Source organism: Streptomyces sp. C10-9-1 (assembly GCF_024497955.1).
GTDB classification, from domain to species: Bacteria; Actinomycetota; Actinomycetes; order Streptomycetales; family Streptomycetaceae; genus Streptomyces; species Streptomyces sanyensis.
This window is the reverse complement of the sequence record NZ_JANHKP010000004.1, coordinates 141,819-155,358: the sequence shown is the minus strand read 5'-3', so window position 1 is coordinate 155,358 and position 13,540 is coordinate 141,819. Positions and strand designations below refer to the sequence as shown.

Annotated in this window: 10 protein-coding genes; 7 read left to right on the top strand and 3 right to left on the bottom strand. The window is 74.4% G+C overall.

The window, feature by feature from the left end; all coding sequences use genetic code 11:
* Nucleotides 1–209: 209 nt before the first annotated feature.
* Nucleotides 210–1,499 carry a citrate synthase gene (locus tag NPS70_RS07140; protein ID WP_256523195.1) on the top strand — a complete coding sequence of 430 codons (1,290 nt, stop codon included), beginning with the start codon at nt 210–212 and terminating at the stop codon, nt 1,497–1,499.
* Between the two features lie 663 nt (nt 1,500–2,162).
* Here the strand turns inward: NPS70_RS07140 and NPS70_RS07135 are convergent.
* The 3 genes from NPS70_RS07135 to NPS70_RS07125 form a co-directional block, all read right to left on the bottom strand.
* Entirely contained in the window at nt 2,163–2,474 is a 312-nt protein-coding gene (locus NPS70_RS07135) for a heavy-metal-associated domain-containing protein (protein ID WP_256523192.1), read from the bottom strand.
* A 118-nt stretch (nt 2,475–2,592) separates the two neighbouring features.
* Nucleotides 2,593–2,790, bottom strand: a complete 198-nt coding sequence (locus tag NPS70_RS07130; RefSeq protein WP_256523191.1) for an AlpA family transcriptional regulator — start codon at nt 2,788–2,790, stop codon at nt 2,593–2,595.
* Between the two features lie 255 nt (nt 2,791–3,045).
* Nucleotides 3,046–3,957 (bottom strand): sugar phosphate isomerase/epimerase, encoded by a 912-nt coding sequence (locus tag NPS70_RS07125; RefSeq protein ID WP_256523189.1) that lies wholly within the window; start codon nt 3,955–3,957, stop codon nt 3,046–3,048.
* Between the two features lie 124 nt (nt 3,958–4,081).
* Here NPS70_RS07125 and iolC point away from each other — a divergent pair, with 124 nt between their 5' ends.
* The 6 genes from iolC (at nt 4,082) to NPS70_RS07095 (ending at nt 13,409) form a co-directional block, all read left to right on the top strand.
* Nucleotides 4,082–5,125, top strand: a complete 1,044-nt coding sequence (iolC, locus tag NPS70_RS07120; protein WP_256523188.1) for a 5-dehydro-2-deoxygluconokinase — start codon at nt 4,082–4,084, stop codon at nt 5,123–5,125.
* Between the two features lie 271 nt (nt 5,126–5,396).
* Nucleotides 5,397–6,224, top strand: coding sequence for a 5-deoxy-glucuronate isomerase (iolB, locus tag NPS70_RS07115; protein ID WP_256523186.1), 828 nt, complete (start codon nt 5,397–5,399; stop codon nt 6,222–6,224).
* Entirely contained in the window at nt 6,221–8,092 is a 1,872-nt protein-coding gene (gene iolD / locus NPS70_RS07110) for a 3D-(3,5/4)-trihydroxycyclohexane-1,2-dione acylhydrolase (decyclizing) (RefSeq protein ID WP_256523185.1), read from the top strand. Before iolB ends, iolD begins: the two co-directional genes overlap by 4 nt.
* Before the next feature lie 21 nt (nt 8,093–8,113).
* Entirely contained in the window at nt 8,114–9,616 is a 1,503-nt protein-coding gene (locus tag NPS70_RS07105) for a CoA-acylating methylmalonate-semialdehyde dehydrogenase (RefSeq protein ID WP_256523183.1), read from the top strand.
* A 155-nt stretch (nt 9,617–9,771) separates the two neighbouring features.
* Nucleotides 9,772–12,498 (top strand): CocE/NonD family hydrolase, encoded by a 2,727-nt coding sequence (locus NPS70_RS07100; protein WP_256523182.1) that lies wholly within the window; start codon nt 9,772–9,774, stop codon nt 12,496–12,498.
* Nucleotides 12,495–13,409, top strand: a complete 915-nt coding sequence (locus NPS70_RS07095; protein WP_256523181.1) for an ABC transporter permease — start codon at nt 12,495–12,497, stop codon at nt 13,407–13,409. Before NPS70_RS07100 ends, NPS70_RS07095 begins: the two co-directional genes overlap by 4 nt.
* Nucleotides 13,410–13,540 lie beyond the last annotated feature (131 nt).

Below are 13,540 nucleotides of genomic sequence, written 5' to 3'. Positions count from 1 at the left end.
GGCGGCGTAGCAGGGTGGGAAACACCACCCCGACCCCACCCCGGCTTTCAGAACCGGGGCGAAGGGGGCAAGATGAGCAGGTTGGCGGCACTGAGTGCCGCCGGCGGGCCCAATGGTCGACCCCGAGTGCACTCTCCTGAGCCAAATGGGGGATGGTAGAGACAGTCAGGGCACCTCGAAGTAGAGGCACTACGTCGGTGAGGGATGACGTGAGCGACAACTCTGTAGTACTGCGGTACGCGGACGGTGAATACACCTACCCGGTGGTCGAGAGCACCGTCGGTGACAAGGGCTTCGACATCGGGAAGCTCCGAGCCCAGACCGGTCTGGTGACCCTGGACAGCGGCTACGGCAACACCGCCGCCTATAAATCCGCGATCACCTACCTCGACGGCGAGCAGGGCATCCTGCGCTACCGCGGCTACCCGATCGAGCAGCTGGCGGAGCGCTCGACCTTCCTGGAGGTCGCGTCGCTGCTGATCAACGGTGAGCTGCCGACCGTCGACGAGCTCGCCGCGTTCAAGAACGAGATCACGCAGCACACCCTGCTGCACGAGGACGTCAAGCGCTTCTTCCAGGGCTTCCCGCGCGACGCCCACCCGATGGCGATGCTGTCCTCCGTGGTCAGTGCGCTGTCCACGTTCTACCAGGACAGCCACAACCCCTTCGACGAGGAGCAGCGCCACCTGTCGACGATCCGGCTGCTGGCCAAGCTGCCGACGATCGCCGCCTACGCCTACAAGAAGTCGATCGGCCACCCGTTCGTCTACCCGCGCAACGACCTCGGCTACGTGGAGAACTTCCTCCGCATGACCTTCTCGGTCCCCGCGCAGGAGTACGAGCTCGACCCGGTGGTCGTCTCCGCCCTGGACAAGCTCCTGATCCTGCACGCGGACCACGAGCAGAACTGCTCCACCTCCACCGTGCGCCTGGTCGGCTCCTCGCAGGCGAACATGTTCGCCTCGATCTCCGCCGGCATCAGCGCCCTGTGGGGCCCGCTGCACGGCGGTGCCAACCAGTCGGTGCTGGAGATGCTGGAGGGCATCCAGGCCGACGGCGGCAACGTCGAGTCCTTCATCAACAAGGTGAAGAACAAGGAGGACGGCGTCCGCCTGATGGGCTTCGGCCACCGGGTGTACAAGTCCTTCGACCCGCGCGCCAAGATCATCAAGGCGGCCGCCCACGACGTCCTCTCCGCCCTCGGCAAGTCCGACGAGCTGCTGGACATCGCGCTGAAGCTGGAGGAGCACGCGCTCTCCGACGAGTACTTCGTGCAGCGCAACCTGTACCCGAACGTCGACTTCTACACGGGTCTGATCTACCGGGCGATGGGCTTCCCGACCGAGATGTTCACCGTGCTGTTCGCCCTGGGCCGCCTGCCGGGCTGGATCGCCCAGTGGCACGAGATGATCAAGGAGCCGGGTTCGCGCATCGGCCGCCCGCGCCAGATCTACACCGGCGAGGTCCTGCGTGACTTCGTGCCGGTCGAGGCCCGCTGAGCCCGCACCCGCGCCGTACGCGAGAAGCGCCCCGCCGCCGATCCCCCCACGGGTCGGAGACGGGGCGCTTCCCATATCCCCGAGCGGATTCCCCCCACGGGATCCGGCCGGGCGTCTGCGGGAGCGGATGCTCCCTGCGGTCTGCCGGGGTACGTACGCACGGGAGGGCCGCTCAAAGCTCCCCGGGCACGTGCCCCGGCCAACGCTTGCCTGGAACGTCCCCCAAGACATTCCACGAACGTCCCCCAAGACGTTCTGGCATCGACCACTAAGACTCGCGAGGAGTCCGAATGGTTACCCCCAAATATCTGTGATCTACGTCTCGATGTGAAGGTCCTGTGACCTATTTGTAGTCCCATTCGGGCTCGGGGCGGCGGTGCTCTGGCTGCCGCAAAGCGGGGCGAAAGGGTGTGTTTTCGGGATGGCTGCGGCGCTGACCAGTGTTGATGCCCCGACTGATGTCGCGGGCCCGGATGCATCAAGGTCCGGTAAAGATTTGCCCGCCGTGGCCGGAGTTCGCTGTCCGGGGGCCCCGCGGGCCGGGCGCGGGGGGCGGGGGGCGGCGCGCCGCGCGGCGGCCGGTGGCGAGAAAGGGCCGGGCGCGGGCCCGTGCGGTCTCCCGCGGAGGTCCGCGCCCGGCCCTTCCGCCGGTGCGCCGATCGGTCAGGCGCGGCCGGTCAGTTCGTAGCCCGCCTCGTCGACGGCCGCGCGTACGGCGGCCTCGTCGAGCGGTGCCCCGGAGGCGACCGTCACCCGCCCGGTCGCCGCGTCGGCCGTCACCGAGGTGACCCCGGGCAGCGCCGAGATCTCCTCGCCGACGGCCCCCTCGCAGTGGCCGCAGGTCATGCCCGTGACCAGGTACACCGCGGTGACGCCGCCGGGCTCGCCCGCCGCCGTGTCGCGGGGGGCGGCGGAGCAGCAGGAGCCGGCGGGCTGGGCCCCGGCCGCGGTGTCGGTCTGCGCCTCGGTGGTCATGGCAGTCTCCTCGGGGAGGGGTGTCTGGGTGCGTGGGCGGGTCCACGGAAGGCCTCCCGGGGACCCGCCGTGGCGAGTCTATACCCCTAGGGGGTATGGAGGCGAGGTGGGTGGCCGGTCACCCGCGGCGCCCCCGGTTGCCCGGGCGGTTGGCCACCCAGGTACGGATGGTGTCCGCGCGCCAGAACGGCTTCCCCGCCTCCACGTGGTCCGGTGGCGGGAGCAGTCCGTGTTTGCGGTAGGAGCGCACCGTCTCCGGCTGCACCCGGATGTGGGCCGCGATGTCCTTGTAGGACCAGAGGTTTCTGTCCGTCATGGGGCACCTCCCTGCGCGCGCGGCAGCCACGGCGGGGGGTGCCGTCGGGGGAGCTGCCGCGGGGTCGCTGGTGATCACTGAGCCTGTGCCCGGTGAACGCCCGGCCGCGACGGCAGGGGCGGGGCTGTCGACCGTCTGTGACGGAAAGCCCGCGTAACGGAGACATCCGTGGACGGTCCGGTACAACCGTGACGGATGTGTCGCACCCGCCGGGGCGGTGCGCCCTCACGGGCGCCGGACCCGCGTGCGCCCGCGTCAGACGCCGCAGGAGCGGAGGAAGGCGCGGGTGCGCTCCGCGATCGGCAGCGGGCGGTCCGCCGGGCAGGGGTACATGTCCTGCTCGACGATGGCGAAGAGGTCCACGCCGAGGGCGCCCGCCGCGGTCAGCACCGGCTCCAGGGCCGGCACGCCCGCGGGCGGTTCGCACATCACCCCCTGCGCGACGGCCGGACCGAACGGGGTCCCCTCGGCCGTCACCCTGGCGAGGACGTCCGGGTCCACCTGCTTCAGGTGGAGGTAGCCGATCCGCTCCCCGTAGGTCCTGATCAGCTCCACGCTGTCCCCGCCGCAGTAGGCGTAGTGGCCCGTGTCCAGGCAGAGGGAGACCAGCTCCGGATCGGTGGCGTCCAGGAACCGCGCGACGTTCTCCTCGGTGTCGATGTGGGTGTCCGCGTGCGGGTGGACCACGATCCGCAGGCCGAAGCGCTCGCGCACCTCACGCCCCAGGCGCTCCGTCTGGCGGGCCAGATCGCGCCACTGCGCGGCGTCCAGGGTGCGCTCCTCCAGCACCCGGCCCGTCCGGTCGTCCCGCCAGAAGGACGGGATGACCACCAGGTGCCGGGCGTCCACCGCCCGGGCGAGCGCCGCGACCCGTGCGACGTGCTCCCAGGTCCCCTCCCACACCTCCGGGCCCCGGTGGAGCGCGGTGAAGACGGTCCCCGCGGACACCCGCAGGCCCCGGCGGGAGGTCTCGGCGGCCAGCCGCTCCGGGTCGCTCGGGAGGTAGCCGTACGGACCGAGCTCGATCCATTCGTACCCGGCGCGGGCCACCTCGTCGAGGAAGCGCCGCCAGGGCACCTGCCGCGGGTCGTCGGGGAACCACACCCCCCAGGAGTCGGGGGCCGAGCCGACCCGGATGCGGTCCAGTGCGGGGGCGCGTGAGGTCATGGCGGCCAGGCTTCCGGCCGCCGGAGCAGGGTGTCAAGGCTTGGTCCGAATGTCCGGACAAAATATTGACACCGTTCGTGCGGGCGGCTAGAACCGGGGTGCACCCCCGGACGGAGGGACCCGCATGCCGCAGCCGTACGCCCCGCAGCGCTACGACGTGATCACCATGGGCCGGATCGGGGTGGACCTGTACCCGCTGCGCGTCGGCGTACCGCTCGCCGAGGTGGACACCTTCGGCAGGTACCTGGGCGGCTCGCCGTCCAACGTGGCGGTGGCGGCCGCCCGCCTCGGACGGCGGACGGCGGTGATCACCCGTACCGGGCAGGACCCCTTCGGCGAGTACCTCCACGGGGCCCTGCGCGCCTTCGGGGTGGACGACCGCTGGGTCACCTCGGTCGAGGACCTCCCCACCCCGGTCGCCTTCTGCGAGCTCTTCCCGCCCGACGACTTCCCGCTCTACTTCTACCGCCGGCCCACCGCCCCCGACCTGTGCATCAGGGAGGGCGAGCTGGAGCGCGAACCGATCCGCGCGGCCCGTGTCTTCTGGATGACGGGCACCGGTCTCAGCGAGGAGCCCAGCCGCACCGCGACGCTCGCCGCCCTCGCCCACCGGGCCGCCTCGGGCACCACCGTGTTCGACCTCGACTGGCGCCCGATGTTCTGGCCCGACCCCGCCGCCGCCCGGGAGTACTACGCCAAGGCGCTGGCCCACGCCACCGTCGCCGTCGGCAACGCGCAGGAGTGCGAGGTGGCCACCGGTGAGCGCGAGCCGCACGCGGCGGCGGACGCGCTGCTCGCCGCCGGTGTGGAACTCGCCGTCGTCAAGCAGGGCCCGGGGGGCGTGCTCGCCGCCCACCGGGACGGCACCCGGGTCGAGGTCCCGCCCGTCGCCGTCGAGGTCGTGAACGGGCTCGGCGCGGGCGACGCGTTCGGCGGCGCCCTGTGCCACGGGCTGCTGGCGGGCTGGCCCCTGGAGCGCGTGGTCCGCTTCGCCAACGCCGCGGGCGCCGTGGTCGCCGCGCGGCTCGCCTGCTCGGCGGCGATGCCCTACGAGGAGGAGGTCGAGCAGGTCGCCGCGGGAGGACCCGTCCCGCCGGACCCCAGCATCCCCCCGCCCTCCGGCCCCGCCGGCGGGCCGGGGCCGGAGCCGGGGGAGCGGGCGCCGTGAGCGCGCGGGAGACCACCGCACCGCCCGCCCCGGCCCGCGCAACGGGCAGGGCCCCGGGAGCGCCGACGGCCACCCGCCCCCCGCGCGCCACCCCCGCGTCACCGCACGGACGGACGGGCGCGGGAGGGTCCGCACGAGGCCTCCGCGCCCCCGCCCGGGGGCACCCGCGCACGGCGGAAGCCGCCGCGCGGCCGGTGCGGTGGGGCGCGCGGCGCGCGGGGGCCCGGCACCGGTGCGCCGCCCGGCCCGCCGCAGGGGGTAGGCAGGGGGCATGACCGACGAGCGAAGGACACCGGACCGGCTCCACCTCCCGGCGGGCACCGCGGCGCACGGGCCCTACGCCCTGGACACCGGCCCCGCTGGGGCGGGCCGGGACCACGCGGCGCTGCGCGTCCTCGACCTCGCCCCCGGCGGCGCGCACGCGTTCGCCACCGGGGACAGCGAATGGATCGTGCTGCCGCTGGCGGGGGCCTGTACGGTGCAGACCGATGGCGAGTCGTTCCAACTGCGCGGAAGGGACGGGGTGTTCGGCGGAGTGAGCGACTTCGCCTATGTGCCACGTGACGCCCGCGCCCGCATCGCCTCCGGCGCGGGAGGCCGCTTCGCCCTGGCAGGAGCGAGGTGCGAGCGCCGACTCCCCGCTCGCTACGGCCCCGCGCCGGAGGTACCGATCGAAGCCCGCGGGAGCGGCCGCCAGGCCCGCGAGGTCCGCAACTTCGCCGCCGTCGGCGCCTTCGACTGCGACCGGCTGATCGCCGTCGAGGTCGTCACCCCCGGCGGCAACTGGTCCTCCTACCCGCCGCACAAGCACGACGAGGACCTTCCGGGCCTGGAGAGCAGACTGGAGGAGGTCTACTACTTCGAGGTCGACGGCGACGGCACCGGATACCAGCGCGTCTCCCCCTCGCGCCCCGGCGGTGCGGACCTCCTCGCGGAGGTCCGCACCGGCGACGCCGTCCTGGTGCCCGACGGCTGGCACGGTCCTTCCGTCGCCGAACCCGGTCACGACCTCTACTACCTCAACGTGATGGCCGGTCCCGGCCCCGAGCGGCAGTGGCTGATCCGCTTCCACCCCCGCTACCCGGAGGGCTACCGATGACCCGGCTCACCACCGCCCAGGCACTGGTCCGCTTCCTGGCCGCCCAGTACAGCGAGCGCGACGGACGCCGACAGCGGCTGATCCCCGCCACCTGGGGCATCTTCGGCCACGGCAACGTCGCCGGGCTCGGCCAGGCGCTCCTGGAGTCCGGCCCCGCGATGCCGTTCGTCCAGGGCCGCAACGAGCAGGCCATGGTCCACGCCGCCGTCGGCCGCGCCCGGCAGTCCCGCAGGCTGTCCACCCACGCCGTCACCACCTCCATCGGTCCCGGTGCGACCAACCTGGTCACCGGGGCCGCGCTGGCGACCGTCAACCACCTGCCGGTGCTCCTGCTGCCGGGTGACGTCTTCGCCACCCGCCGCGCCGACCCCGTCCTGCAGCAACTGGAGGTCCCCTGGGCCGGCGACGTCTCGGTCAACGACGCCCTGCGCCCCGTCTCCCGGTACTTCGACCGCGTCACCCGCCCCGAGGCGCTGATCCCGGCGGCCCTCGCGGCCGTGCGCGTCCTCACCGACCCCGTGGAGACCGGCGCGGTGACCCTCGCGCTCCCGCAGGACGTCCAGGCCGAGGGGTTCGACTGGCCGGAGGAGTTCCTCGCCGAGCGGGTCTGGCCGGTGCGCCGCCCGCGACCCGACCGGGCCGCGCTCGCCGAGGCGGCCGCCGCGATCCGCTCCGCCCGCCGGCCGCTGATCGTGGCGGGCGGGGGCGTCCGGCACAGCGAGGCCGAGGGGGCGCTGCGGGCCCTGGCCGAGGCCACCGGCATCCCCGTCGCCGCCACCCAGGCGGGCAAGGGGACGCTCGCCCACGACCACCCCTGCGAGGTGGGCGGCATCGGGCACACCGGCACCGCCACCGCAGACGACCTCGCGCGCACCGCCGACCTCGTCGTGGGGATCGGCACCCGCTGGACCGACTTCACCACCGCCTCCTCGACCCTCTTCGCCGAGCCCGGCGTCCGCTTCGTCAACATCAACGCGGCCGGCTCCGACGCCTGCAAACTGGCCGGGCTCGCGGTGGTCGCCGACGCCCGGGCCGCCCTGGAGGAACTCGCCGAGGCCCTTGCGGGCCACCGGGTGGACGCGGCCTACCGCACCGCCTACCGCACGGCCAAGGAGCGCTGGGAGCGGCGGGTCGACACGGCCCTCGCAGCCCCCGACCCGGATGCCGCCCCCACCCAGGCCCAGGTGCTGGGCGCGCTGGACGCGCTGGTGACCGAGGAGGACATCCTGGTCAACGCCGCCGGGTCGCTGCCGGGGGACCTCCACCGGCTGTGGCGGGCCCGCTCCTCCGACCAGTACCACGTGGAGTACGGCTACTCCTGCATGGGCTACGAGATCCCGGCCGCCATCGGCGTGGCCGCCGCGGCCCCCGGACGCCCCGTGTGGGCCCTGGTCGGCGACGGGACCTTCCTGATGAACCCGACCGAGATCGTCACCGCCGTCCAGGAGGGCGTACCGCTGCGGCTGGTGATCCTCCAGAACCACGGCTACGCCTCCATCGGCGGGCTCTCCCGCGCCGTCGGCGCCGAGGGCTTCGCCACCGCCTACCGCCTCCGCACCGGTCCCGGGGGGGCCTACGGCGGGGCGCCGCTGCCGGTCGACCTGGCCGCCTGCGCGGCCTCCCTCGGGATGCGGGTGATCCGCGCCCGGACCGTGCGTGACCTGCGGGAAGCCCTGTCCGAAGCGCGCCGTGCGGAGGGCCCCACATGTGTCTACACGGAGACCGAAACGCCCGACACTGTGTCGGGCCCGCCCGCGGCACAGGCGTGGTGGGATGTTCCGGTGGCCGAGACCGCGGCCCGCCCGGCGGCGGTGTCCGCCCGCGAGGAGTACGACCGCCAGGCCGCAGCCCGACGCCGCCACCTCTGACGCACCGAAGGAGCTCTCGCCATGACGAAGACCGTCCACCACTGGATCGGCGGCAGGACCGTCGAGGGGACGTCCGGCAACTGGGGGCCCGTCACCGATCCGGCCACCGGTGCGGTGACCACCCGGGTGGCCCTGGCCTCGGCCGCCGAGGTCGACGCCGCCGTGGCCGCGGCCCGGGAGGCGTACACGAGCTGGGGGACCTCCTCCCTCGCCCAGCGCACGGCCGTGCTCTTCCGCTACCGGGCCCTGCTCGACGCCCGCCGCGACGACCTCGCCGCGCTGATCACCGCCGAGCACGGGAAGGTGCACTCCGACGCCCTGGGCGAGGTCGCGCGCGGCCTGGAGATCGTCGAACTGGCCTGCGGCATCACCACCGAGCTCAAGGGCGAGCTGTCCACCCAGGTCTCCAACCGGGTCGACGTCGCCGCCATCCGCCAGCCGCTCGGCGTGGTCGCGGGCATCACACCCTTCAACTTCCCCGCCATGGTGCCGATGTGGATGTTCCCGCTGGCCATCGCCTGCGGCAACACCTTCGTCCTCAAGCCGAGCGAGAAGGACCCCTCGGCCGCCAACCTGCTGGCCGAGCTCGCCGCCGAGGCCGGCCTTCCGGCCGGCGTGCTGAACGTCCTCCACGGCGACAGGGTGGCCGTGGACGCCCTGCTGGAGCACCCCGACGTGGCCGCGGTCTCCTTCGTGGGCTCCACGCCGATCGCCCGCCACATCCACGCCACCGCCTCCGCCAACGGCAAGCGGGTGCAGGCCCTCGGCGGTGCCAAGAACCACATGCTGGTGCTGCCCGACGCGGACCTCGACGCGGCCGCCGACGCCGCGGTCTCGGCCGCCTACGGCTCGGCCGGGGAGCGCTGCATGGCCATCTCCGCGGTCGTCGCGGTCGGCGCGATCGGCGACGACCTGGTGCAGCGTATCCGCGAGCGCGCGGAGAAGATCACCATCGGCCCCGGCACCGACCCCGCCTCCGAGATGGGGCCCCTGATCACCAGGGCGCACCGCGACAAGGTGGCCTCCTACGTGACGGGCGCCGCCGCGCAGGGCTCCGAGGTCGTCCTGGACGGCACCGGCCACACCGTCGAGGGCTACGAGGACGGCCACTGGATCGGGCTCTCCCTGCTGGACCACGTCCCCACCGACGCGGACGCCTACCGCGACGAGATCTTCGGCCCGGTGCTGTGCGTGCTGCGCGCGGAGACCTACGAGGAGGGCCTGGCGATCGTGAACGCCTCGCCGTTCGGCAACGGCACGGCGGTCTTCACCCGCGACGGCGGCGCCGCCCGGCGCTTCCAGATGGAGGTCCAGGCGGGCATGGTCGGCGTCAACGTGCCGATCCCGGTGCCCGTCGGCTACCACTCCTTCGGCGGCTGGAAGGACTCCCTCTTCGGCGACCACCACATCTACGGCCGCGACGGCGTCCACTTCTACACCCGCGGCAAGGTCGTCACCACCCGCTGGCCCGACCCGGCCGACGCCCCCGCCGGAGTGGACCTGGGCTTCCCGCGCAACCACTGAGGGCCCCCGCCCGCCCGGGCGCACCGCCCGGGCGGGAGGCAGGTGCCGTACCGCACCCGCGGTATCCGGGGCCGTGCGCGTACGGCCCGGGGAGGAGGCCGGCCTCCGCCCGGCGGCAGCCGTGGGACCGCGGGCCGTGCCCGTAGGGTGCAGGCATGGAGATCCGACTTCCCCGGGGTGCGGCCCGGGGCCGATGGCTCGCAGGCATCGCGGCCCTCGCCGTCCTCGCGGGGGCGGGGACGTGGAAGGCCGCCGCGGACGACGGCGAACCTGCCGTCCACCGCGAGGACCGGGTCCTCCGGATGCCCGGCGCGCGGATCGACACCTCCTACTTCACCGACGGCGGCGCGGGGCGCCGCCCCGCCGTCCTCGTCGGCCACGGGTTCGGCGGCAGCAAGGACGACGTCCGGGCCCAGGCCGAACGCCTGGCCCGGGACGGGTACGCGGTGCTGACCTGGTCGGCCCGCGGCTTCGGGGCCTCCACCGGGAGCATCGGGCTGAACGACCCCGACCACGAGGTGAAGGACGTCTCCCGCCTCCTCGACTGGCTCGCCGACCGGCCCGAGGTGCAGCTCGACGCGGAGGGCGACCCCCGCGTCGGCATCACCGGCGCCTCCTACGGGGGCGCGATCGCGCTTCTCGGCGCCGCCCACGACGAGCGGGTGGACGCCATCGCCCCCGCGATCACCTACTGGAACCTGGCCGATGCCCTGTTCCCCGAGGGCGTCTACAAGAAGCTCTGGGCCGGAATCCTCTTCTCCGCCGGATCGGCCGCGCCGGGCGCCACCGCACCGGCGGCCCCCCGGGACACCGCCCCGGCGCCCTCCGGCGCCACCGGCGCCCCCGCCGAACCCCCCTCGGCCCCCGCGCGCTGCGGCCGCTTCACCGCCGAACTCTGCGCCCTGTACGAGCGGGTCGCCACCGTGGGCCGCCCCGACGACGACGCCCGGCGCCTGCTCCGGGCGCGCAGCCCGTCCGCCTTCGCCGACCGCATCACCGTGCCCACCCTGCTGGTGCAGGGGCAGTCCGACTCCCTCTTCCCCCTCTCCCACGCCGACGAGGCCGCCCGCGCCATCGCGGGCAACGGCGCCCCCGTGGCCGTCGACTGGATCGCCGGCGGCCACGACGGCGGCGACCGCGAGGAGGAGCGGGTCGAGGCGCGGGTCGGCGCCTGGTTCGACCGCCACCTCCGGCAGGACGAAGGGGCGGCCACGGGGCCCGCCTTCCGTGTCAGCCGCACCGGGGGAGTCGACTCCACCGACGGGCAGGCCCGGCTGCGCGGCGCCACCGCCGACCGCTACCCCGGACTGTCCGCCGGTCCACGGGAGTTCGCCCTCACCGGACGGGAGCAGCGCTTCACCAACCCGGCCGGGGCCAGCCCGCCCGCCGTGTCCGCGGTGCCCGGTCTGACCGGCGGCGCGGGGGCGCTGTCCTCGCTCGGTGTCGGGGTGTCCCTGGACTTCCCCGGCCAGTTCGCCGCGTTCACCTCGCAGCCGGTGGAGCGGCCCGTGAGGATCACCGGCTCGCCCCGCGTCACCGTCGAGGTCTCCTCCGACCGCGGTGAGGCGGTCCTGTTCGCCAAGGTCTACGACGTCGCCCCGGACGGCCGCCGGCAGGTGCTGCCCGGCCAGCTGGTCGCCCCCGTGCGCATCCCGGACGCCGCCGGGGGCCGGAAGGTCACCCTCACGCTCCCCGCCGTCGACCACGAGGTGGACGCCGGGCACCGGCTCCGCCTCGTCCTGTCGGCGACCGACCTCGGCTACGCCTCCCCGGCCGAACCGGCCGTCTACACGGCCTCCGCCACCGGCCCGCTGGTGGTCCCCACCGCGCCCTCCGTGGCGACCGGCTCCGAGAGCGCCGCCTGGTGGGTCTGGGCCCTGCCCGCGGGCGGCGCCCTGGTCGCGGCGGCCCTGCTCGCCACGGCGCGCCGCCGGGCCTCCGCGCCCGCGCCGGAGCCCGGCGGCGCGGACGTGCCGCTGGAGATCACCGGCCTGGCCAAGCGCTACGCACGCTCCAGCGACCGGTACGCGGTGCAGGACCTCTCCTTCCGCGTGGAGCGGGGCCAGGTGCTCGGTCTGCTCGGCCCCAACGGCGCGGGCAAGACCACGACCCTGCGGATGCTGATGGGCCTGATCCGGCCCGACGCGGGGGAGATCCGGGTCTTCGGCCACGCCGTCCGGCCGGGGGCGCCCGTGCTCTCCCGGGTGGGGGCGTTCGTGGAGGGGGCGGGCTTCCTGCCCCACCTCTCGGGCCGCGAGAACCTGGAGCTGTACTGGAAGGCCACCGGCCGTCCCGCGCAGGACGCCCATCTGGAGGAGGCCCTGGAGATCGCCGGGCTCGGCGACGCGCTGAGCCGCGCGGTGCGCACCTACTCCCAGGGCATGCGCCAGCGGCTCGCCATCGCCCAGGCGATGCTCGGCCTCCCCGACCTTCTGATCCTGGACGAGCCCACCAACGGGCTCGATCCGCCGCAGATCCGCGAGATGCGGGACGTGATGATCCGCTACGCGGCCGGCGGCCGGACCGTCATCGTCTCCAGCCACCTGCTGTCGGAGGTCGAGCAGTCCTGCACCCACCTGGTGGTCATGGACCGGGGGCGGCTCGTCCGGTCCGGACCGGTCGCCGAGATCACCGGTGGCGGGGACACCGTCCTGGTGACCTGCGAGGGCGAGATCCCCGAGCCGGTGGTCGGCAAGATCGCCGCGCTGCCGGGGGTCGCCTCGGCCGCACCCGTGGAGGGCGGGCTCCTCGTCCGGCTGGACGGCTCGACCACCACCGCGCTGATCGCCGAACTGGTCCGCCTCGACGTACCCGTGACCGGCGTCGGGCCCCACCGCCGTCTGGAGGACGCGTTCCTCACCCTGATCGGAGGCTCCGCATGAGCACGCCCGAAGCCCCCGAGCGGTCGCGGGCCGCACGGCCGGCCGACCCGCCCGCCGCACCGGTGGCGGGCGCGGCACCGGGCTACCGGGCGCGGGGCACCCTCCCGCTGCGCGTGGAGGCCGTACGCCAGCTCGGCCGGCGCCGGACGCTGGTGATGGGCGGGATCCTGGCCGCGCTGCCGTTCGTCCTGATCGCGGCCTTCGCCATCGGCGGGAGTCCCGAGAGCCGGGACAACGGCCGCATCAACCTGATGGACACCGCCACGGCCTCCGGCGCCAACTTCGCCGCCACCTGCCTGTTCGTCTCGGCCGGCTTCCTGCTGGTCATCCCGGTCGCCCTCTTCCACGGCGACACCGTCGCCTCGGAGGCGAGCTGGTCCTCTCTGCGCTACCTGCTGGCCGCGCCCGTTCCGCGCACCCGGCTGCTGTGGTCGAAGCTGGTGGTGGCCCTCGGGTTCAGCGCGGCCGCGCTGCTGCTGCTGCCACTGGTGGGCCTGGCGGCCGGGACCGTCGCCTACGGCTGGGCGCCCCTGGAGCTGCCCACGGGCGGCTCGCTGTCCGCGGTGGACTCGCTCGGCCGCCTGGGCCTCGTCGTCGCCTTCGTGTTCGTCTCCCAACTGGTCACCGGCGGGCTGGCCTTCTGGCTGTCCACCACGACGGACGCGCCCCTCGGCGCGGTCGGCGGGGCCGTCGGCCTGACCATCGTCGGCAATGTGCTGGACGCCGTCACCGCCCTCGGCGACTGGCGCGAGTTCCTGCCGGCGCACTGGCAGTTCGCCTGGATCGACGCCCTCCAGCCGCAGCCGGAGTGGGACGGCATGGTCAAGGGAGCCGCGGTGTCGGCCACCTACGCGCTCGTCTTCTACGCGCTCGCCTTCCGGCACTTCGCCCGCAAGGACATCGTCTCCTGAGCTCTGGCCTCTGACGTCCGACGTCCGGCCCCTGACACCGGGCCACCGGGACGCAGGGCCGCCCCGTGGCTCCCCGGCCCGCCGGACTCGCGGGGACCGGGGCTGACGCCCCCTCGGCGCCGCCCCGGGGG